A 20,716-nucleotide genomic window follows, 5' to 3' on the forward strand; every position below is an offset into this window, starting at 1 on the left:
CATCGAAGGCCAGTTTCCAGTCTGATCATCAAGTGTTCGGATCTTGGCCCTTTCCTGCATTGGAATCGCATGAAAGTCTTACGACATGCCACATGTGAAATGTCACATGTGGCGATGCTGATTCCTTGCAGTCAAAGAGAGAAGAGGAGGAGCGGACATGCGGATGAACCGACTCACCCTGACCGCGGCCGGGATCGTCGGCGCGGCGGCCCTGCTGGCCGTGCCGGCGGAGGCGAACGCGGCCCAGACCACCACCACGGGCATCATCGGCACCACCACCACCTGCGGCGCCTCCGGCCTGCAGGCCGGTCTGTCGACCCGGGTGTGCGCCGAGATCACCGGCGACAGCGTCCAGCTGTACGGGCAGATCAGCCTGGCCGGCCCGCCGAGCCCCGGCACCCCGTGGCCGCAGACCGTCGAGCTGATCACCGGCCTGTCCGGCCAGGTCGTCGGCGGCGCGTCGCTCGGTTCGGTCAGCGGGTACACCCGCTTCACCGCCAGCACCGTGCAGGTGCGCGGCGTCGGTGGCACCGTTCCGTGCGGCTCCACCGTGCACGGCAGCTTCAGCGCCGCCACCTACCCGTGGGGTCCCGTTCCGGTGACCGTCGACGTCGTGGTGCCGTGTTGATGACACGCGCCCGGTAGGGCGGTGCGGGCCCGGGATCCCTGGATCCCGGGCCCGCACTGTTGTCCTGTCTCTCGGGCCCCTCCGCGGTTCTCCGCGTCCCTCGCTCTCCCTCCGCTCTGCGTCCGCTTTCCGTGTTCGGGGATGACGACTTGAAGAAATCTTCATCCGCCAGGATGATGCTTCACGCCGCCAGGCGGCGAACGAGCCCATCCCCTACCCGCAGGAGAGAACGGACGATGCCGGTCCCGCTCTACCAGGCGAAAGCGGAGTTCTTCCGGACCCTCGGACATCCGGTCCGCATCCGCGTCCTGGAACTGCTCCAGAACGGACCACGACCGGTGCGCGAGCTGCTGGCCGAGATCCGGATCGAGCCGTCCAACCTCTCCCAGCAGCTCTCCGTCCTGCGCCGGACCCAGCTGGTCACCGCGACCCGCGAGGGCAACACCGTCGTCTACGCCCTCAGCACACCGGACGTCGCCGAGCTGCTGCGGGCCGCCCGGCGGATCCTGACCGAGCTGATCACCGACCAGGACGCGCTGCTGGGCGAGCTGCGCGCACCTGAGGCCCCCGCCGCCCCGGCGGGCCACCGATGAGCCCGGACGGGACCACGCCCAGCAGCGGGGCCACGAGGCCGAACGGGACCACGGGCAGCGACGGCACCATGAACGGTGACGGCACCACGAACGCGCGGGCGACGCTGGAGGAGAAGGCCCGGCGCCGGGCGATGCTGATCCGGGCCGGCATCTACATCTTCGCCACGCACCTGTTCGCCGGCTTCGTCCTGCTGCTCTTCGCCCTCGGCGACCGGAAGTGATCCGGCCCGCCCGGGATCGGCAACGGCATCAGCGCGCGGCGTCCTCCCCGGTGTAGCGGCGGCTGGTGCTGGTCCAGGCGTGGACGCCGTCGACGAGTTCCCGGGTGCCGCGGAGGTACCAGCCGCCCTCCGGGTACCGCAGCACCAGCCGGCGGCGCAGCGACTCGCTCTCCGCGGTCAGCCGGGCGATCCTCGTGCCGACGGACCGGACCGCCCGCGCCCGGGTGCAGCCGCGGACCCGCTGCAGGGTGAGCACGGTGTTGAAGGCCGCGACCTGCTGGCGTTCCTCGCGGTCCGCCGAGTACAGGTCGTTGATCAGGGTCGCCGCATCGGCGGTGTTCGCGCGCAGTCGGCGCAGCGCGGGGTCCCGGTGCAGGGCGGCCGGTGCCTCGCAGCCGTGGACGTGCTCCAGTATGCCCATGAAGGGGTAGAGACAGCTGGCGTGGCGGCGCAGCCGGACGGTCTCGGCGAGGTCGGGGTGGGTGCGCGCGGCCCGGTGGGCGGTCTCGGCGAGGAAGGTCTCCAGGCAGGAGCGCCATTCGTCGGCGGTGCGCCGGCGCCACTCCGGTGACATGGGGGCGGTCTGGCGCTGCCACAGTTCCCGCCAGGCATCGAGCAGGTGGGGGAGGGGGCTGCCGACCGGGACGGGGCGGCCGGCGGCGACGGCGAGCAGCGGTCCGACGACGGCGCGTGCCTCGGCGGGGTCCCGTCCCGGCGGGCCGTCGAAGCGGTCGTCGAGGATGGTGAACCAGCCCAGGATGTCGACCAGCAGGTCCAGTTCCGCGCCGCGGGCGCGGGGGTAGGCGTGGCCGATCAGCTCGGGCAGTGCGTAGGACTGGTAGCGGGCGAGGTCGGCCGGGGCGAGCAGGCCGTGGGCGAGTGCCCAGTCGCCGTGCCGGGCGGTGGCGGCGGTCAGTTCGGCCGGAGTGCGGGCCTCCTCGGTGCCGGGCCGGAGCAGCGGGCGGACGGCCGCGCCGGTGCGGCCCGCCGGTCGGGTCGGCGCCGCGGTGCGGGGGGCCAGCATGGGCCGGGGGGTCGCGGTGGCGGGCCCGAGGAGGACGAGGCGCCGGGGTTGGGCCAGGGCCCGGACGGTGCCCGCGCCCGGGGCGAGGGCCTCACCGCCGCCGCCGCCACCGCCACCGCCGCGGGGACGCGGGCCGGTTCGGTCGGAGCTGCGCGAAACGGTTCGTGCCTCGGAGACGCGTGAAGCGGTGCGTGACTCCGGACTACGTGACTCCGGCGTACGTGACTCCGGCGTACGTGACTCCGGAGCACGTGACTCCGAAGTTCCTGAGTCGGAGGAGCGCGAAGCCGTGCGCGAAGCGGTGCGGGCGACCGTCCGGGCGGCTGTCCGCAGGGCGCTGGTGTGCAGCGCCGCCGGGTACGAGCGGCTGGGCGCGGACCGACCGGGCAGTACCGTCGACCGGGCGGGCAGCAGGGTCGACCGGCGCGGGCCGGCGATCGGCAGGCACCGGGTCGGCGTGTCCTCCCGGCCGCCCGGCGGGGGCGTGCGGCGCGTGCCTGGGGCGTGCGGCGCCCGGTTGCCGCCGCGCGGTGCGAGCCGGACCCGCAGGCCCTGGGCCTGGACGGTCGTCCAGACGACCTCGCGGGCCCGAGCGTTGGGGACGGCCGTCGGGCGCCAGCGGCGCAGGATGGCGGCGGCGGCCACGGTCAACTCGGCCCAGGCGAAGGCCTCGCCGATGCACTTGTGCTTGCCGGCGCCGAACGGGAGGAACGCCTGGCGGGCCGCGGCGGTACCGCCGGTGCCCGTTCCCTCCGCCCCGTCGGAGTCGTACCAGCGGCCGGGGTCGAACCGGAGCGGGTCGGGGTGGAGCGCGGGGTCGCGGTGGACGGCGGTGAGGCTGTAGAGCAGTTCGGTGCCGGCCGGGATCCGGTAGGCACCGAGCGTGACCGGGACGCGCGCGGTGCGCATCAGGAAGGCGTTCGGCGCGTGCAGCCGGACGACCTCCTGGGTGACGGCACGGGTGTAGGGGAGCCGGGCGAGGGCCTCCGGGGTGGGCACCGTCCCGGCCGGGAGGTGCTGGTCCAACTCGGACAGGACGCGGGCCTCGATCCGGGGGTGCCGGACCAGTTCGTCGATCAGCCAGGTCAGCGTGGTGGAGACGGTCTCGGTGCCGGCCCCGAACATGGTGATCGCCTCGGAGCGGACGTCCGCCTCGGTGAGCGGGCGGCCGGTGGCGGGGTCGACGGCGGCGCGCAGCAGGGCGGGCAGGGTGGGGCGCCGGGCCCCGCCCCCGGTCATCGGGCAGCCGCCCCCGGCCGTACCGGTACCGGTTCCGCCGTACCCGCCGGCTCCGCCGCGCTCGCCGTACCGGCCGCCGGGCGCGGTGCCGTTGACGGCCTGGTCGACGACGCGGTTGAGCACCCGGACGGCGGCGTCGAAGCGCCGGTTGACCGGCAGCGGCAGCCGGGCGAGCGAAGGGTGCGGGTAGAGGGACTGGACGATCTGCCCCTTCACCAGGTCGGGCAGGGCGCGGTGGAAGGCGAGGGTGGCGTCCTCGCTCAGCCGGGCGTCGAACAGCGCGCGGGTGACGATCTCCAGCGCGAGGTGGTTCATCTCCTTGGCCACGTCGAGGACCTGGCCGGGGCGCCAGCGGTCGGCCCGCTCCTCGGTGACCCGGTGCATGACGGCCAGGTAGTCGGTCATCCGGTCCGGGCCGAAGGCGGGCTGGATGATCCGGCGGCGGTCGCGGTGGGCGCGGCCCTCGGACATCAGCAGGCCGTCGCCGAAGGCCGTCTTGAGGGTGTCCTGGACGGCGCCGCGGGGGCAGTCGTGGGCGAGCGCGACCAGCAGCGTGTGCACGAGTCCGGCGTCGGTGACGACGCAGACCGTGCGCGGGCCGAGGCGGATCCGGACCACATCGCCGTACTGGGAGAGGGAGCCGAGGAAGCCGAGCGGGTCCCGCAGCAGGGCCGGGGCGTGGCCGAGTCCGGGCAGTGCGCCGGGGGCGAGCGGGGGAACGACCGCTCGGCGGGGCCCTGCCGCAGGGGTTCTGGGCGGGGCGGGCGGTCTACGGGTCTCGTTCGTCAGGATCATGACATCACCTCTCACCAGATGGACCGGGGGACGGACCGGTGGGACGGTCCGGCGCGACCGGTCGGTGTCGGACCGGTCGAACGGCCCGGCGCTTCGGTACCACCGGAGCCGCCGCCGCGACAGCCGGGTTCCGGGGGCCGTTCGACGCGGACCCCGCGCGCGCCGCTGCGAGAGGGCGCACGCCATGGGAAACGCGCCGGTCCCGTGAGCGTTGCGCCGTACCCGGGTTGATCACCCCATCGGTGGAGTGTCCTCAAGGTGTACGCGTGGCGTCCCGATGGGGCGGCCCGGACGGTCGTGCGCGACTCCGTCGGAGGACGAACCGTTCGGGTCCGCCCGGGTCGTCCTGCCTGGTGGGCAGGGCCTTTCGGCCCTCGGCGGGAGGGTGCGCGCGGGTCCAGCATGGTGGCGAACCGAGGAGGATCCCCTGATGACCCGTCTGCGCCACCGGCCCGCCCTCGACGTCCGGGTGGAGATCCGGGGCGAACTGCCCCGCGAGGACGCGGAGTACGCCCGGAGCCGGTGCCTGGCCCTGATCGCGGACCTCGGGCCGGACGTGCACACCGCCCGGCTGCGGCTCACCCGGCCGCGCGACCGGTCGGTGACCAGGCCCGCCGTCGCCCAGGCGGCGCTGGACCTGGCGGGCGTGGGGCGGGTCCGGGTGGAACTGGCGGCGGTGACCGTCCGGGAGGCGGTCGACCTGGCGCTCGGCACCCTCGCCGGGCGCGCCGTCCGGCTGCGCGAGCTGGGCGACATCGGGCTCGCGACGGCGTACGAGAGCGCCTACCGCCCCCAGTACGCGTCGCGCCCGCTCGCCGAACGGCGGATCGTCCGGCGGAAGTCGGTGCTCCTGGCCCGGCACACACCCGAGCAGGCGGTGCGCGAGATGCTGGCCCTGGACCACCGGTTCCACCTCTTCTCGGACGTGCTGACCGGCCAGGACAGCGTGGTCCACCGGATGCCCGCGAACGGGGGATTCCGGCTGGTCCGGGCCCACTTCACCGCCCGGCTCGGCGGCTCGGGACTGCCGCTGACGGAGAGCGCGCACCCGGCGCCCCGGCTGGACGTGCTCGAAGCGGCCCGCCAACTCTGGCTGACCTGCTGGCCCTTCGTGTTCCACACCGACCCCGGCGAGGGACGCGGCCGGATCCTGTACCGCCGCTACGACGGCCACTATGGCTTGATCACGCCGATAGCGGACCCCTACTGACGGGCAGGTAATGATCGGTAAGGGCTGACCGGTACACGACCGACGACGGACGAGCACACCCTCACGCTCTGGACGGGAACTGGGACCATGGACTGCGAAGAAGTCATGCTGACCGTCAGGATCGCGGCCGCCGAGCGGGCCCTGCTGCGCGAACTCGCGCGCGGACACGGCGCCGACATGTCCGACGTCGCGGCGGACGGCCTGATCGATGTCGTCCCCAGCCTGCACGTCCTCCCGGCCTTCCCCGTCCGGCCGGAGGCGGCGGTGCTGCCCGTCGGTTCGGCGGCGGGGGCCGGGACCGGGTTCGGGGCCGCCTCAGGGGCCGGGTCAGGGGTCGGGTCGGCGTCAGGGGCCGTGGACGCGGGGGTGCTGCGGCTGCTGCGGGTGCTGGCCCGACCCGCGCCGTGCGCGCTCACGCTCTGGCTGCCGGCGCCGGTCGCCGATCTGCTCCCGCTGGTCGGCGAGCGGATCACGGCGGTGACCGGGCTGCGGATCGGCCCGGCGAGCGCCGCTCTGTCGGCCGCGCTCCGGTACTGGCTGGCGGGGGATCCGCAGCAGCTCGCGGCGGGCCTCGCCGCACTGCACCGGCAGGGCAGCCCCGGTCTCGCCGCGCAGCGGCTCGACGTCGCGGCCTGAGGAGCACCCCACCGGTCCCCGAGGACCGTGCGGCCCCGGAGACCGAACACCCCCGGGAAGCGAACGGATCCGGCCGCTCCCGTTCGCTCGCACCCCGCACCCCGCACCGCGTACGCCGCACCGCGAGGCCCGCGCACCGCACCCCGGGCGCGTGCCGACGGCATGTCACCGGGCATGTCCCCGGGCGTGCCACCGACCGCTCCGGTGGTCCCGTCCCGACCCCCTCGTCCGCCCGCGCGAATTTCGAAAAGAGGTTTTTGTTATCCGGCCCGCCCCGGCCGGTCTCCGGAGTGTCGGAAGGTTCAGGCCATCACCCCGAGCGGTGGTCGGGACCCTCGCACGAGGAGAGGAGACACCCGATGGGGCACCGGAGCACGGAGCTCCGCCGTCGGCGGCGTCGACGGACGGGCAAGCGCACGGCACTGATCTCACTGGCGGTCGCGGCCGGACTGGTCGCGGGCGCGCTGGGCATCAGCACCGCCATGGAGTCGTCGGCGGTGCGCGACACCGCCGCGGCGAGCGCGGTGGCGGGTTCGGTCGACGGCGTGGGCGGTGCCATGGCCGGCACGATCGCCGACGACGGCACGGGCCAGACCGGCACCGCCGAGAACGCCACCAAGGCCCCCGGGCCGAAGCGCGACCAGAAGGCCGCGCCGATCAAGGAGATACCCAAGGACCAGCCCGAACGCGGCCTGGTCTACGCCGGACTGAACCTGCCCGCCGGTGACCGCTGCGCGGGGTCGCTGGAGGTGACCGGCGGCGAGCTGTGCAGCCACGGCCCGGACGCGCCGCCGAAGGACGTGGACATCCGCAAGGACGTCCCGCCGGTGGCCGCCGCCGTCGCCCAGCCGGCCGCGCTGACGCCCCCGGCCGATGCCCAACCGCCCGCCGCCGCGGACCTGGTGAAGGGAACGATGCCGGTCCTGGACGCCACCACGAAGACCCTGCTGGCCGATGCGGCCGGTGACGGGACGGCCGCCGCCGCGCCCGCAGCCGGTGGCCAGGGCGTCGTCTGCGAGGGTGACGGCAGCGTCGGCAACCGGGTCCAGGTGGTCTACGCGCACACCCCGGGCAACGACCGCTTCGCCCAGTACCTGGCCTCCTTCAAGAAGTGGGCGGCCGACGTCGACGTCATCTACAACGCGAGCGCCCAGGAGACGGGTGGTGTCCGGCACGTCCGGTTCGTCACCGAATCCGACTGCTCCGCCTCGGTGTTGAACATCCAGGTGTCCGACGCGGAGATGGCCGACTTCAACACCAGCAACCGTGCGATCGCGGCCCAGGGCCTCAACCGCAAGGACCGCAAGTACATGATCTTCGCCGACGCCAAGGTGTACTGCGGCATCGGCACCTTCGCCGGTGACGAGCGGCCCGGCCAGGACAACCTGAGCAACTTCGGCCCCTCGTACGGCCGGACCGACTCGGGCTGCTGGGGCGGCCACACCGCCGCGCACGAACTCGGCCACAACCTGGGCGCGGTGAGCAACAGCGCGCCCAACTCCAGCAAGGGCGGCCACTGCGTCGACGAGTGGGACATCATGTGCTACTCGGACGCCCCGTACTACCCGGCGATGCGCACGGTCTGCCCGGACAACGCCAGTGACATGCGCCTGGACTGCCGGCACGACGACTACTACCACACCGACCCGGCGCCGGGCAGCTACCTCGCCACCCACTGGAACGTCGCCAACAACCGCTTCCTGATCGCCGGCGGCGGCACCGGGCCGACGCCCGACCCGACCCGGACCCCGACCGCTTCGCCGACCCCGACGAACTCGCCGACCCGCAGCCCGTCGCCGACCGCGAGCCCGACCGGCACCCCGACGCCCACCGGCACGCCGACCGCGACCGGTTCGCCCACCGCGAGCCCGACCGCCACCCGCAGCCCGTCGCCGACCGCGAGCCCGACCGGCACCCCGACCCCGACCGGTTCGCCGACCGGCACCGGCACCCCGACGCCGACCGGGACCCCGACCGGGACCGGTACTCCGAGCCCCACCGGGTCGACCACCCCGAGCCCGACCGCCTCGCCCACCGGCGGCACCACCGGCCCGGCGATGACGGTCAGTCAGGTCACCCAGACCTCGGCTGTGTTGAGCTGGCCCGCCGTGAACGGCGCGAGCGGCTACGACGTCCTGCTGAACGGCCAGACGATCGGCACCGTCCGGGCGACCGTGGTCGGCGTGGTCCGACTGGCGCCCGACACCTCGTACTCCGTCGCGGTGGCCGTCAGGGACGCCGCCGGAGCGGTCTCCAAGCCCGGTCGCGCGGTGGCCTTCCGCACCTCGGCCGACGCCGGGAAGCCGCAGCCCGGGACCCGCTACAGCCTGCTGAACGGCCTCACCGGCCAGGCGGCCGACCTCTGGGGCAGCTCGCTCAACGACGGCACGGTGGCCATCGCCTACCAGCGCACCGGCTACGCCAACCAGAAGTGGACCTTCGAGGACGCCGGTTCGGGCACGCTGCGGATCAAGTCCGTCCGCTCGGAGAAGTGCCTGCAGCTCGGCGGCAACCCGGTCGCCGGACAGTACGTCGCGCAGCGCCCCTGCTCGGACGCGGCCGGCCAGAAGTGGCGGGTCACCTCCGCCGGCGGTGCGGTCACCCTGACCGCCGATGCTTCCGACCTGGTCCTCGGCGCCAGCAAGCGTTGGTACTACGGCGGTTGGCTGCTGGAGCTGCAGAAGCCGAACAGCCAGACCTACCAGAGCTGGAACCTGCAGAAGACCACCTGACGTCCGGGGTTCGACCCCCGATCCCCGGACCCCGAGCCGGGTGCGGCCGCCGCTGACGCAGTGGCGGCCGCACCCGGCCCGTTCCACTTCACGAGGAAGACCCGCGATGCCCCGCACCCGTCAGTCCCTCGCCGCCCTGGCCCTCGCCGGGGCGGTCGTGCTCGCTCCCGCCGCAGTCCCCGCCGCCGCGCACGGCGATACCGTCCGTCTGGAGGTGTCCGGCCAGGACGGCGGGCACGTCACCACCGTCGCCACCTGGGAGAACGACCGCGACCCGGTCACCGAGCAGTTCGCCGGGACGCTCTCCGCCACCTCGGCCGACGGCCGGGCGGCCGGACCGTGGCGGCTGGTCGCCGTGCCGGGGCGGCCGGGCACCTACACCACGCGGGAGTTCCTGCCGGCCGGGCACTGGCGGATCGTGGTGGACTGCGCGTTCCCCTCGCTCGGGCACGGTGAGCGCGAACTCGACGTCGAGGCCGCGGTGATCTCCGACCCGACACTGCCGACGCCCACCGGTCCGGGGACAAGTGGTCCGGGGACAAGTGGTCCGGGGACAAGTGGTCCGGGCACGACCGGGCCCACGGTCCGGCCCACGGCTCCGGGCACCTCTCCCGCCACCGCCACCGCGGCCCCGGGCACCGCCGCGGCCGCCACCGAATCCGCGGACTCCGACGGCTCCGGGCTCGCCACCTGGGTCGCCGTGGGCACCGCCGCCGTCGCGGTCGCGCTGGTCACGGCCGGCCTCGCCCTGCGCCGCCGCGCCCGCCGTCCCTGAGTCGCCGTCCCGAGCCCGCTCCGTCCCGAGGGCGCCCCGCCGGGCACCGCGCCCGTCCGCCGCAGGGAACCGCCGGGTGCGAACCGGTCGTCCTCCCCCGCAACGGGCGTCACGGGACGTCCGTACCGAGGCAAGGGAGCATGCGGATCGTGCGGAAGGTACTGATCACCGGCGGGGCAGGCTTCATCGGAAGCACCGTGGCGTCCGCGCTGCTGGACGCGGGCATCACCCCGGTCGTCCTCGACGATCTCTCCAAGGGCCGGGCCGAGTTCGTCGAGGGCCGGGAGTTCTACCAGGGGGACATCGCGGACGCCGCGCTGGTCGACCGGATCTTCGCGGAGCACCCCGACATCGACGCGACGCTGCACTGCGCCGCCCGGATCGTCGTCCCGGAGTCGGTCGCGCGGCCGCTGTTCTACTACCGGGAGAACGTCGGCAAGACCGTCGAGCTGCTGGAGTCGCTCCAGCGCAACGGCTGCACCCGGGTGGTCTTCAGCAGTTCCGCCTCCATCTACCGGCCCACCCCGACCGGCCGGGTCGACGAGAGCTGCCCGGTCGACGGCAGCAGCCCGTACGCGCGCACCAAGCAGATGATGGAGCAGGTGCTCCAGGACTGGACCGGGGGCGCCGACGCCGACGGGACGCGGGTCGTCGCGCTGCGCTACTTCAACCCGATCGGCGCGGACCCGCAGCTGCGGACCGGACTCCAGGACCTCGCGCCGAGCCACGCGCTCGGCAAGCTGATCGAGGCGCACGTCAACGGCACCCCGTTCACCATCACGGGTGTCGACTGGGACACCCGGGACGGCTCGGGGATCCGGGACTACATCCACGTCCAGGACGTCGCGGACGCCCATGTCGCCGCGCTGGTCCGGTTCGACGAGGTGGTGCGGCCCGGCGCCGGGGAGCGCTACCGGGTCGTCAACATCGGTACCGGTGACGGCACCACGGTCCGCGAGCTGGTCGAGGCGTTCGAGCAGGCGATCGGCGAGAAGCTGGACGTCCGGGAGGCGGAGCCGCGCCCCGGCGACGTGCTCGGTTGCTACAGCGATGTGACGGCGGCGCGCGAACTGCTCGGCTGGGAGCCGCGCCGGAGCATCGCGGAGGGTGTCCGGGACGCGCTCGCGTGGCGCGCCCGCTGGATCGAGCGCCTGGCCGCCACTGTCTGACGGCAGGCCGGACGCGGACCCGCCCCGCCCCGGCCCGGCCGGGCCGCTCCGGGGCGGGTCCGCGTCGACGCTACTTGGACTCGTCGGGGCCGTTGACGAAGTCCTTGGCCTTGCCGGTGGCGGTGTCGATGTGCCCGCTGTACTTGCCGTCCGTCTTCTCGTCGACGATCCCGGCGACCTTGTCCAGGCCCTGGGTGACGGCGCCGCTGTGCTCGCGGGCGAGGCCGGTGGCCTTGTCGGCGAGGTTCTTGAGGTGCTCGAACATGATGGTCCTTCTGTTCGTTCCGCCCGGTTCGTGTTCATCCTAGCCGCCCCTGACCTGCCGTTTTCCGGCCAGGAGGCCCTGTGGTGGCGAGGTTGCGGGTGGGGCCGGGGTGATTTCGCGGGGACGGGTTTGTATGCTCCACTCTTGCTCTACAGCATTGTAGAAGTTCATCCGAGGGCGCGGCGGAAGGGGTGTGGGGCATGGTCGGGCAACACGCGAGAGGCGTGGGCGGAGCGGCCCCGCCGTCCCGTCCCGGTGGGACGGCGGCGGTCCTGCTGGCCGCGACCGGGCTGCCACTGGCCGGAGCGGTCGCCGGGGAGCTGACCGGGAACGGCGGCGGTCCGCTGTTCGCCCTCGGCGCCGTCCTCGGCACCGGCGTCGCGGCGGCCCGCTGCACCCGCCCCGGGCGCTGGTGGGTCGTCATCGCCGCGCCGCCCGCGGTCCTGGCCGCCAGGGCCGGCACCGCCTGGGCCGCCGGTTCCGACGCTGCTCAGGGCAAGGCGCTCGCCTCGTCGGCCGTGCGCTGGGTGGTCGACGCCTTCCCGGTGATGGCGGTGGCCCTGCTGGTCGCGCTGTCGGTCGTCGCGGGACGAGCGCTCCTCGCGGCGCGGTCGGCCCGCACCGGCCCGACCGCCGACCGGAGGCGCCGTCATGGCTGAGCCCCGCACCGGACCGTTGACCGTCGCCGGCCGAGTGCTCGCCGGCACCCTCTCGGTGGCCGTCCTCGGCGCGAGCGGTCTGGTCTGGTACGAGTACCGGCAACTCGACAGCGGCATGGTCAAGTCGGCCGCGCTCACCGAGGCCCGGAAGAACGCGCCCCCGCACCTCGACCAGTCCGTCAACCTGCTGCTCATCGGCCTCGACAGCCGCAAGGACATGGACGGCAACGACCTGCCCAAGGAGTTCGTCGAGGAGGAGCTGCACGCCGGCTCCAGCGAGATCGGCGGGTACAACACCAATGCGCTGATCGTCCTGCACATACCGGCCGACGGCGGCAAGGTGACGGCGCTGTCCGTCCCGCGCGACGACTATGTGCAGACCGTCAGGGCGGACGGGAAGATGCACAAGATCAAGGAGGCGTACGGCATCGCCAAGGGCGCCGCCGAGCAGAAGCTGAGCGGGAAGGGCCTGTCCAAGCCGGAGCTGGAGCGGCAGAGCCGGGAGGCCGGGCGGGCCGCGACCCTCCAGACCGTCCAGTCCTTCCTGGACATCCCGATCGACCACTTCGCGGAGGTGAACCTGATCGGCTTCTACGACATCGCCAAGGCCGTCGAGCCGATCCAGGTCTGCCTCAACAACCCGGTCGACGACCCGATCGTCGCCCGGACGGCGACCCACGAGGGCGGCGGGACGGGGCTGCGGCTCCCGGCCGGCGTCAGCTCGCTCGACGCCCGGCAGGCGCTGTCGTTCGTCCGCCAGCGCCACCACCTGAAGAACGGTGACCTGGACCGGACCCACCGGCAGCAGGCCTTCATCTCCTCCGTCGTCTACAAGTTGAAGCAGGACGGCGTGGTCGGCGACCTCGGCCGGCTCCAGCGGCTGTTCGACGCGGTGAAGAAGGACGTGGTCATCGACGACCGGTGGAACGTCCTGGACTTCGCCCAGCAGGCGCCCAACCTGACCGGCGGCAATGTGGAGTTCAACACGCTGCCGATCACCGGGTTCAAGAACATCGGCGGCCAGGAGGTCAACACCGTCGACCCGGGCCAGATCAAGCGGATCGTCAAGCAGCTGTTCGGCCACGAGGTCCCGCCGGAGGCCGCGCCGTCCGCCCCGGCGGAGCAGCCCGATCCGGCCACGTCCGCCGCACCGACCGCGCCAGCCGCACCGACCGCGCCGTCCGCCCCGGCCGTGCCGCCGTCGGCCGGGGTCAGGGCCAAGGCCGCGTTCGCGGCGCCCGTCGCCACCCGGACGACGACCCCGGCCGCACCCCGCTCCGCGCACTCCCCCCGCACCGGGAGCCCGTCGGCCTCGCCGGAGGCCCCGTCGACCGGGCCCGGCACCGGTCCGACCGGTCCGACCGGTCCGGCACCGGACCTCCCCATGCAGGGCCCCGCGGTGAAGGCCGGGGGCATCCCCTGCGTGGACTGAACCCGGGGCGCCGTTCCACGACAGCGAGCCCGTTCCACGACAGCGAGCCCGTGCCGGGCGAATGCGTCCGGCACGGGCTCGCTGTCGGTCTGTCCAAGGGCAGGAAGGGCGGGAGCCTAGTGTCGGCGGCCCCGGGTGCGCAGGGCGATCAGGCCGATCGTCAGGCAGCCGAGCGTGCCGAGGGCGAGAAGGGGGAGGGCGCCGGAGCCGGTGCTGGGGAGCTCTCCGTCGGGCCCGGGGGTGTGCGTCGGCCGGCCGGTCGGCTTGTGGCTGTGGCTGTGCGTCGCCGTGGGGGAGGCGGTGGGGCTGGGCGACGCGGTGGGGGAAGCCGTCGGAGAAGGGGAGGCCGTCGGCGAGGGTGAGGCCGTCGGGGACGGCGACGGCGTCGGGACCGTCACCGTGACGTCGGCGCGGCAGCGGGCGTCGCCCTCGCCGGGCGGGCAGTTGTTGCGGTAGGTGCTTGAGGTGATGCTGTTGGCGAGCGCCGTGTCGCTGGTGAGCGAGCCGTGCACGGTCACCGAGTAGGTGATGGTGGCGCTGCCGCCGACCGGCAGGTCCCCGCTCCAGTGCAGGGTGTTGCCGGTGACGGTGACGTTGCCCAGGTCGGTGGCGGCGTCACCGTTGTAGTCGGCCCGGGAGAGCACGTCGGCGAGGTTGTCGTCGAGGGTGACACCGGGTGCGGCGACGCGGCCGGTGTTGGTGACCTTGATCCGGTAGCCGACGGACTTGCCGGGGGTGGTGGAGGTGGGGGTGGCGGTCTTCTCGATCGAGTAGACCGGGGTGTCGACCACGGTGTTGCGCACGGTGTTGCTGGTGCGGGTCTGCTCGCGCTGCGTCTGGTTGCCCTTGAAGGCGAGGGTCGCGCTGTCGTCCAGGACGGTGCCGGCGGTGGCGGCCTGGTCGACGGTGGCCCGGAAGGCGACGGTGGTGCTCGCGCCCGGGGCGAGGTCGGCGACCTGGCAGGTGACGGTCTGTCCGACGGCGCTGCAGGCGGGGTTGGAGCCCGCGACGAAGGTGGTGCCGGCGGGCAGCTGGTCGGTGACGGTGATGCCGGTGGCGGTGTCGAGGTCGCCGGTGCCGCCGTCGGAGTGCTGGTTGGTGACGTTGAAGGTGTAGGTGATGCTGTCGCCGGGGCCGACGTTGCCGGGCGGGTTGTTGTCGGTGGTACCGGCCGGGGCGTTGGCCTTGGTGATCTGCAGATCCGGTTCGAGGGCGTCGACGGCGAGCCAGACGGCCTGCGGGTGCAGTGCGTCGCCGGCGCCGTTGATCCGGAGCACGGCCTGGGTGGCGTCGGCGGGGATCTTGCCGGTGACGTCGATCATGCGGGCGTCGTAGCCGTAGTTGTTGACCGGCGCGGGGTCGCGGGTGGTGATGTTGCTGCCGGTGCCGTCGGCGGCGACCCGGTCGATCCGGCTGGTGAAGGCGTTGTCGGTGACGACACCGGTGGGGCCGGGCATCGGCAGCAGGGTCAGGTTGTCGGTCGAGGAGCCGACCAGCAGCTGGTCGCCCGAGATCGGTACGTCGCCGTCGCCGACGGTGACGCCCATGGTGGCCGGCGGGGCGGTGGCCGGGGTGCGGATGCCGGCGAGGGTGAGCGTCGCCAGGTTGTCGGGGGAGCGCAGCAGCTGGAAGCCGTCCCAGACCTGGAGGTAGCGCAGCGGGGCGGCCTGGTCCTGGTAGGCCACCACGAGCGACCAGCCGCCCCAGCAGCCCACGTTGTTGCCGCCGGAGTTCTGCGCGGAGGAGCGCCCGGCGCAGGCCTGGATGTCCGCGACGGTGTAGCTGCCCGCGCCCGCGGCCTTCACCTGGGCGGTGACGTCCTTCACTCCGGCCCCGGCGAGCAGCGGCTCGGGCGGGGTGCCGCCGACCTGCTGGTCGAACCAGTCGTAGGTGTCGGCGGTGACCTGCTCGTAGGCGGCGCCGCCCGGGACCTTCCAGGACACCGTGTTGCCCTTGTTGATGTCCCCGGAGGTACCGCCCGCGTTGCTGGTGTTGGTCGGGTTGAACTGCCAGTACAGCCGGGCGGAGAGCACCTCGGCCCCGGCGGGGATCTCCAGCTGGGCCGAGGACGCGTTGTTCCCGGGGGCGTTCGGGTCGGTCTTGATGTACTTGGTGCGGCCGTTGTTGGTGCCCTCGGTGTCGTTGCAGACCGATCCGTCGCTGTCGTCGCAGGTCAGGACGGAGTTCGAGGCCATCGTCAGGTTGCCGTGGGCCAGCAGGTCGAGCACCGGGTCGGGGCCGATCGGCCGCTGGGTGCCGGCCCCGCGGACCGCCGCCTGGCGCTGCGGCAGGTCCGGTGCCGCGAAGGCCGGGTCCAGGGCGAACGGCGCCGCCAGCCCGGCGGCCAGCGGGACCGCCATGCACAGGGCCCGCAGACGTTTGCGGTGCGGGGAGGGTCGATGAACCACGGGTGGCCTCACAACGGGCAAGGGGATCGGGGCAGGTCCGTCCCACCCTCGCCCGGCCTGCGGACCGTTCGGTCCGGACACGCAGAAACGATCACCTCAATAGCTCAGTGCCCGGGGCTCCGGGAGGAGGCGCGGCGGCTCCCGGCCGGCGGCCCCGTGCGCGGCGCGGTGCGGAACCGCTCCGGGTACGGGGGCGTCCTGAGCCAGAGGCGAGGGGCTGGAGCGAGGTGTGGGGAATCCGGTGGAGCGGGCACGCTGGTGGGTGTGGGTGTGGGTGTGGGTGTGGGTGTGGGTGCGGCGGGTGCTGGAGTGGTCCGGCTGGACGGTGTCGGCGCTGTCGGCGGCGCTGGTGGCGGTCCGCCTCGGTGGGTGGGACGACGGGACGCCGCTGGCGCTCGCCGTTGTGCTGCTGCCGTACGCGGCGCTGGGCGGCGTGCTCGCGCTCGGGGTGCTGCTGGCGCTCCGCTCGTGGTGGGCGGCGGCGGTCGCCGGTGTCCTGGTGGCGGTGCAGCTCTTCTGGCTGGTCCCGAGGCTGGTGCCGGACGGCGGTGCCGCTCCGGCGGCCGACGCGCCCCGGCTGCGGGTCGCCACCAGCAACGCCTGGGTGGGGCAGGCCGATGCCGCCGAGATCGTCCGGCTGGTCCGCGAACAGCGCGTCGACGTCCTGGCGATGGAGGAGCTGGGGCCGGGCGCGGTCGCCGGCCTGGACCGGGCGGGGATCGCCGAGGTGCTGCCGCACCGGGAGCTCCGGCCCGGCCGGGACACCGCGATCTACTCGCGGCTCCCGCTGACGCCGCTGGACGGCTCGGCCTCGGAGGCGGCCCGGGAGCAGATCGCGGCCGAGGTGACGGTCGGCGGCCGCACCGTCCGGCTGACGGCCGTGCACACCTACTACCCGCTGGGTGACTCCGGGCGCTGGTCGGCGGACTTCGACGGACTGCGGGCGGCGGTGTCGGGTGCCACCCGCAACGCCGTCCTGCTGGGGGACTTCAACGCGACGCTCGACCACACGCCGATGCGCGCCCTGCTCGACACCGGCCTCGCCGACACCCACGCGGAACTGGGCCGGGGGGTCGCGCCCACCTGGCCGGAGCCGGACACCTACTTCAGCGCGCTGTGGCCGGTGATCCAGATCGACCATGTGCTGCACGGGGAGGCGCTGCGCGCGGTGTCGGTGACGGAGCACCGGGTGCGGGGCACCGACCACCGCGCGGTGGTCGCGGAGCTGGCGGTCACCGGCTGAGGCAGCGCTCCGCGGCGGTGGCCTCCGTGGCCGTGGCCCCTGCGGACCGGTCGTCGTCCACGACGTGCCGGGCCGCCAGCAGGCGTTCGGTGGCCCGCCAGTACGCGAGCGCGAGCAGGCTGATCCCGCCGCCCAGGGCGCAGACCGCCGTCCAGCCGCCGTGTTCGTACACCAGGGTGGAGCCGATCGCGCCGATCGCGCTGCCCGCCGAGTAGAGCAGCATGTACCCGGCGGTGAGCCGGCTCTGCGCCTCGGGGCGGACCTGGTAGAGCAGGTGCTGATTGACCACGTGCACGGACTGCAGGCCGTAGTCGATCACCACCGTGGCGAGCACCAGCCACCACACCGAGTGCGGCAGCAGCGCGGCGAGCGGCCAGGCGGCCAGCATGGCGGTGAGCCCGATCGCCAGGGTGCGTTGCGCCCGCCCCCGGTCGGCCTGCCGCCCGGCGTGTCCGGCGCCGAGCGCACCGGCGGCCCCGGCCAGACCGAACAGCCCGATCTCGGTGTGGCTGAGGCCGAACGGCGGGGCGGCCAGGGGCAGCACCATCGGGGTGAGCAGCACGGTGACGGCGGTGAAGACGAGCAGCGCGAGTCCGGCGCGGACCCGGAGCACGGGCTCCTCGGCGAACAGCGTGAAGACCGAGCGGACCAGTTCCGGGTAGCGGATCCGCTCCGGGCGGCGGCGTTCGGCGGGGACGACCGAGGCGAGGGCGACGGCCGTGGCGCCGGTGGCGACGGCGGAGACGATGTAGACGGCGCGCCATCCGGCGAGGTCGCCGACGGTGCCGGCGACGGTCCGGGCGAGGAGGATGCCGACCACGATGCCGCTGGTGACGATGCCGACGACGCGGCCCCGGTCGGCGGGGTCGGCGAGGGCGGCCGCGTGGGCGACCATCACCTGGGCGGACACGGCGAGCACGCCGACCGCCGCCATGGCGAGCAGCATCAGCGGGGCGGAGGGGGAGAACGCCACGGCGGTGAGCGCCGCGACGGAGAGGCCGAGCTGGGCGGTGACCAGGGTGCGGCGGTCGAGGTGGTCGCCGAGCGGGACGAGCAGCAGCAGGCCGACCGCGTAGCCGATCTGGGTGAGGGTGCCGATCAGGCCGACCGTGGAGTGGTCGATGCCGAGGTCCCCGGCGACGAGGTCGAGCAGCGGTTGGGCGTAGTAGACGTTGGCGACGGCCAGGCCGCCGGCGACGGAGAACAGCCAGGCGACGGCGGGGACGGGCGCGGAACGCGCAGGCACGGCTGGGACGGGCACGGCAGGGGTGCTCCTTCGCGGCAGAGTGGTTTCAAAGTGCTACCGCGATACCCTCGCACGAGGAGGTTTTAATAAGCAACCACGGATCGCCGGGTCGGCGAGCGCTATGGTTGCAAGGTGAAACCCGCGCCGTCGGAGCCGCCGGCGGCCGCCGGACGAGAGGAGGAGCGGGTGCCGAAACGCACCTCGCACGAGGAGTCGACCTGCCCGGTCGCTCGGCCGCTGGACCTTCTCGGCGACGGCTGGACACTGCTGATCGTCCGTGACGCCTTCGACGGGCTGCGCCGCTTCGGGCAGTTCCAGAAGAACCTGGGGCTGGCGAAGAACATCCTCTCCGCGCGCCTCGCCAACCTGGTCGCCCACGGTGTCCTCGAACTCGCCCCCGCCGCCGACGGCAGCCCGTACCAGGAGTACGTGCTCACCGGGAAGGGGCGGGCGCTGTTCCCCGTCGTCACCGCAATGCGCCAGTGGGGCGAGCGGTACTGCTTCGCGGCCGACGAGCCGCGGGCCCGCCTCGTCGACCGCACCGCCGGCGCGCCGGTCGCCCGGGTGGAGGTCCGGGCGGCCGACGGCCGGGTACTGGGGCCGGACGACACCGAGGTGCTGCTGCCACCGGAGTGACACCCCGGACGGTCCGGACCGGCCGGTCGGATCAGCCGGTGGCCTCCGTGGTGGTGGGGCAGGGCGGCAGGGTGGACGGCGTGGCGGTGGCGCAGGTCGCCGCGGCCGTCGCCGGCTGCTGGGCCGTGGTGGTCGACGCGGCCGTCTTCGCGGTCGTCGTGGTGGCGGCCGGAGTGCTGGTCACCGTCGGCTTGGAGCTCGCCGACTCGGTGGAGGCACTGGTCGAGGTGCCGGCCGAGGCGGACGAGGAGGTGGCCCCGGAGGAGGTCGCGCCCGAGGACGTGGCCCCGGAGGAGGTCGCGCCCGAGGAGGTGGCCCCCGACGAGGTGGCACCCGAGGAGGTCGCGCCCGAGGTCGAGGCGGTCGCCGAGCTGCTGGACGGCCCGGTGGAGCCGGAGGTCGAGCCGGACGGCGAACCCGAGGTCGAGGACGAGGTCGAGGCGGAGGTGGAGCCCGACTTCGAAGGGCTCGACGAGGCGGACGGCCAGGAGGTCGCGGGCGGGACGCCGGGTGCCAGCGGACCTCGCGGCTCCCGGACCTCCTTGTCGACGACCTTGATCTGACCCGTCAGCCGCGCGAACCAACCGCCGGTCACGATGTCCACCAGCACGATCTCGGTCACCGGCCGGGGCGCGGCGACCACGATGACCAGCGTGCTCGGCTGGAAGCCCGTCCACGGCTTGCCGACGTACTTGGCGTCCGAGACCAGCGTCGGCGCCTTCAGCGGGTTGCCGCAGCCGCAGCGCACCCGCGGCACGCCCTGCGCGTCGACCAGCACGGCCGTCCCGGCCTGGAGCACGGACTGGTAGGCGACCGCCGCGCCGCCCTGGTAGCTGTGGTTGGTGACCCGGGTGTCCACCCGCAGGTAGGCCGAGGTCAGCGACCGCAGGTAGCCGGGGACGGCGGACTGCTCGATGCCCTGGGCCGAGGCCCAGGCCCGGCCGGTGTCGCCGGTCGAGGTGATCGAGATCAGCCGCTCCACGTCGCAGCTCGGCTTGTTCATCGTCCCGCCGTAGACGCCGGCCGACGTCCCCTCGACGTTGTGGAGGCCGGTGCTCGCGGTGGCCGTGGCACCGGCCGTTCGGGTGGCGGTCACCGTGGCCGGCGCCGCGGCCGGGGCCTGTACCGCCTCGGTCTGGACCGAGGGGGTGAACGGCGCCGGGCCCGGGTCCTGCGGACCCTGCAGCGCGACCTCGTTCGCGGTCGGCACGGTGGTGTCGTTGCTGCTGCCACCGCCGCTGTTGTTGTTGATGATCAGCACGGCCGCCACCACGGCGAGCGCGGCGGTGCCGGCGACCAGGGCGGCCTTCCGCCCGGAGCGCCACCACGGCGTCGGACGCCCCCCGCCCGGCCCGCCCTGACCGGACGACCCGCCGGGTCCGCCACCACCGGACGGTCCGCCGGCTCCACCGGAGGCCGGGCCCGACGGGGGACCGGGCGGCCCGGACCGGCCGCCCGAGGGCGGGCCGGAGAGCGGGCCGGACGGCGGTCCGGAGGGAGGGCCGAGGGGCGGGCCGGACGAAGGCGGTTGGGAACTCATCGAGGCTCCGTTTCGCAGGCGGCCGGTCCACCCGGCCGGCGCAGGAGGCTCCTGCCACTGGGATCCATTTCTGCCCCGGGTGTCCGTCCGTCGCAACAGCAACAGCAACAGCAACAGCAGCGGCCGGCGGCGGGCGGACCGGTGGCGCGGCGGCGGGCGGGGTGGCGGCGCCGGGAGGCGGACAGGCGGGCGGGCCGGTCCTGGGCCACCCTGGTGGCAGGCGTGGGGGCCGGAACGGACGCACGGGGGACACCGAGCCGACAGG

At 74.1% G+C, this 20,716-nt stretch carries 17 protein-coding genes; 12 read left to right on the forward strand and 5 right to left on the reverse strand.

Annotated elements, in window-relative coordinates:
* Positions 1-163: 163 nt before the first annotated feature.
* The 3 genes from OG715_RS37965 (at position 164) to OG715_RS37975 (ending at position 1,442) form a co-directional block, all read left to right on the forward strand.
* Positions 164-628, forward strand: a complete 465-nt coding sequence (locus OG715_RS37965) for a hypothetical protein (RefSeq protein WP_266272699.1) — start codon at positions 164-166, stop codon at positions 626-628.
* 236 nt (positions 629-864) lie between these two features.
* Positions 865-1,221 (forward strand): ArsR/SmtB family transcription factor, encoded by a 357-nt coding sequence (locus tag OG715_RS37970; RefSeq protein ID WP_053645150.1) that lies wholly within the window; start codon positions 865-867, stop codon positions 1,219-1,221.
* Between the two features lie 68 nt (positions 1,222-1,289).
* The gene (locus OG715_RS37975; protein ID WP_266272698.1) at positions 1,290-1,442 is read left to right on the forward strand and encodes a DUF6126 family protein; all 153 of its coding nucleotides are present in this window, start codon (positions 1,290-1,292) and stop codon (positions 1,440-1,442) included.
* A 28-nt stretch (positions 1,443-1,470) separates the two neighbouring features.
* Here the strand turns inward: OG715_RS37975 and OG715_RS37980 are convergent, their stop codons facing one another.
* The gene (locus tag OG715_RS37980) at positions 1,471-4,500 is read right to left on the reverse strand and encodes a cytochrome P450 (RefSeq protein ID WP_266272697.1); all 3,030 of its coding nucleotides are present in this window, start codon (positions 4,498-4,500) and stop codon (positions 1,471-1,473) included.
* Positions 4,501-4,930: 430 nt separating this feature from the next.
* Here OG715_RS37980 and OG715_RS37985 point away from each other — a divergent pair, with 430 nt between their 5' ends.
* The 5 genes from OG715_RS37985 (at position 4,931) to galE (ending at position 11,022) form a co-directional block, all read left to right on the forward strand.
* Complete coding sequence (locus tag OG715_RS37985; protein ID WP_266272696.1) at positions 4,931-5,710, forward strand: sigma 54 modulation/S30EA ribosomal C-terminal domain-containing protein; 780 nt, start codon at positions 4,931-4,933, stop codon at positions 5,708-5,710.
* Between the two features lie 87 nt (positions 5,711-5,797).
* Positions 5,798-6,346 carry a hypothetical protein gene (locus tag OG715_RS37990; protein WP_266272695.1) on the forward strand — a complete coding sequence of 183 codons (549 nt, stop codon included), beginning with the start codon at positions 5,798-5,800 and terminating at the stop codon, positions 6,344-6,346.
* Between the two features lie 359 nt (positions 6,347-6,705).
* Complete coding sequence (locus OG715_RS37995) at positions 6,706-9,078, forward strand: RICIN domain-containing protein (RefSeq protein ID WP_266272694.1); 2,373 nt, start codon at positions 6,706-6,708, stop codon at positions 9,076-9,078.
* Between the two features lie 106 nt (positions 9,079-9,184).
* Complete coding sequence (locus OG715_RS38000) at positions 9,185-9,853, forward strand: hypothetical protein (RefSeq protein ID WP_266272693.1); 669 nt, start codon at positions 9,185-9,187, stop codon at positions 9,851-9,853.
* A gap of 149 nt (positions 9,854-10,002) precedes the next feature.
* Positions 10,003-11,022, forward strand: a complete 1,020-nt coding sequence (gene galE / locus OG715_RS38005; protein ID WP_266272692.1) for a UDP-glucose 4-epimerase GalE — start codon at positions 10,003-10,005, stop codon at positions 11,020-11,022.
* A 70-nt stretch (positions 11,023-11,092) separates the two neighbouring features.
* Here galE and OG715_RS38010 read toward each other — a convergent pair whose 3' ends face one another.
* Positions 11,093-11,287 (reverse strand): antitoxin, encoded by a 195-nt coding sequence (locus OG715_RS38010; RefSeq protein ID WP_266272691.1) that lies wholly within the window; start codon positions 11,285-11,287, stop codon positions 11,093-11,095.
* 200 nt (positions 11,288-11,487) lie between these two features.
* On the opposite strand from OG715_RS38010, the gene OG715_RS38015 reads away from it, so the two are divergent.
* Positions 11,488-11,946 (forward strand): DUF6542 domain-containing protein, encoded by a 459-nt coding sequence (locus tag OG715_RS38015; RefSeq protein ID WP_266272690.1) that lies wholly within the window; start codon positions 11,488-11,490, stop codon positions 11,944-11,946.
* Positions 11,939-13,378 (forward strand): LCP family protein, encoded by a 1,440-nt coding sequence (locus tag OG715_RS38020; protein WP_266272689.1) that lies wholly within the window; start codon positions 11,939-11,941, stop codon positions 13,376-13,378. The genes OG715_RS38015 and OG715_RS38020 overlap by 8 nt, the downstream gene beginning before the upstream one ends.
* Positions 13,379-13,494: 116 nt before the next feature.
* Here OG715_RS38020 and OG715_RS38025 read toward each other — a convergent pair whose 3' ends face one another.
* Complete coding sequence (locus OG715_RS38025; RefSeq protein ID WP_266272688.1) at positions 13,495-15,738, reverse strand: DUF7927 domain-containing protein; 2,244 nt, start codon at positions 15,736-15,738, stop codon at positions 13,495-13,497.
* Between the two features lie 277 nt (positions 15,739-16,015).
* Between OG715_RS38025 and OG715_RS38030 the strand changes: the two genes are divergently transcribed.
* On the forward strand, positions 16,016-17,029 hold the full coding sequence (locus OG715_RS38030) for an endonuclease/exonuclease/phosphatase family protein (protein ID WP_266272687.1): 1,014 nt from the start codon (positions 16,016-16,018) through the stop codon (positions 17,027-17,029).
* Here OG715_RS38030 and OG715_RS38035 read toward each other — a convergent pair.
* The gene (locus OG715_RS38035) at positions 17,019-18,290 is read right to left on the reverse strand and encodes an MFS transporter (RefSeq protein WP_266272686.1); all 1,272 of its coding nucleotides are present in this window, start codon (positions 18,288-18,290) and stop codon (positions 17,019-17,021) included. The genes OG715_RS38030 and OG715_RS38035 overlap by 11 nt on opposite strands.
* Positions 18,291-18,461: 171 nt before the next feature.
* Here OG715_RS38035 and OG715_RS38040 point away from each other — a divergent pair, with 171 nt between their 5' ends.
* Positions 18,462-18,911 carry a winged helix-turn-helix transcriptional regulator gene (locus tag OG715_RS38040; RefSeq protein ID WP_266272685.1) on the forward strand — a complete coding sequence of 150 codons (450 nt, stop codon included), beginning with the start codon at positions 18,462-18,464 and terminating at the stop codon, positions 18,909-18,911.
* 31 nt (positions 18,912-18,942) lie between these two features.
* On the opposite strand, the gene OG715_RS38045 is transcribed toward OG715_RS38040, so the two are convergent.
* A complete protein-coding gene (locus OG715_RS38045; protein WP_266272684.1) occupies positions 18,943-20,451 on the reverse strand; it encodes a DUF6777 domain-containing protein in 1,509 nt (502 codons plus the stop codon).
* Positions 20,452-20,716 lie beyond the last annotated feature (265 nt).

Source organism: Kitasatospora purpeofusca, assembly GCF_036010405.1.
Classification (GTDB): domain Bacteria; phylum Actinomycetota; class Actinomycetes; order Streptomycetales; family Streptomycetaceae; genus Kitasatospora; species Kitasatospora purpeofusca.

Coding starts and splice junctions, on each gene's coding strand:
- OG715_RS37985 (WP_266272696.1), top strand. CDS start 4,931: ATGACCCGTCTGCGCCACCGGCCCGCCCTCGACGTCCGGGTGGAGATC.
- OG715_RS38010 (WP_266272691.1), bottom strand. CDS start 11,287: ATGTTCGAGCACCTCAAGAACCTCGCCGACAAGGCCACCGGCCTCGCC.
- OG715_RS37965 (WP_266272699.1), top strand. CDS start 164: ATGAACCGACTCACCCTGACCGCGGCCGGGATCGTCGGCGCGGCGGCC.
- OG715_RS38020 (WP_266272689.1), top strand. CDS start 11,939: ATGGCTGAGCCCCGCACCGGACCGTTGACCGTCGCCGGCCGAGTGCTC.
- OG715_RS38015 (WP_266272690.1), top strand. CDS start 11,488: ATGGTCGGGCAACACGCGAGAGGCGTGGGCGGAGCGGCCCCGCCGTCC.
- OG715_RS37980 (WP_266272697.1), bottom strand. CDS start 4,500: ATGATCCTGACGAACGAGACCCGTAGACCGCCCGCCCCGCCCAGAACC.
- OG715_RS37995 (WP_266272694.1), top strand. CDS start 6,706: ATGGGGCACCGGAGCACGGAGCTCCGCCGTCGGCGGCGTCGACGGACG.
- OG715_RS38025 (WP_266272688.1), bottom strand. CDS start 15,738: ATGGCGGTCCCGCTGGCCGCCGGGCTGGCGGCGCCGTTCGCCCTGGAC.
- OG715_RS37975 (WP_266272698.1), top strand. CDS start 1,290: ATGAACGGTGACGGCACCACGAACGCGCGGGCGACGCTGGAGGAGAAG.
- OG715_RS38000 (WP_266272693.1), top strand. CDS start 9,185: ATGCCCCGCACCCGTCAGTCCCTCGCCGCCCTGGCCCTCGCCGGGGCG.
- OG715_RS37990 (WP_266272695.1), top strand. CDS start 5,798: ATGGACTGCGAAGAAGTCATGCTGACCGTCAGGATCGCGGCCGCCGAG.
- OG715_RS37970 (WP_053645150.1), top strand. CDS start 865: ATGCCGGTCCCGCTCTACCAGGCGAAAGCGGAGTTCTTCCGGACCCTC.
- OG715_RS38045 (WP_266272684.1), bottom strand. CDS start 20,451: ATGAGTTCCCAACCGCCTTCGTCCGGCCCGCCCCTCGGCCCTCCCTCC.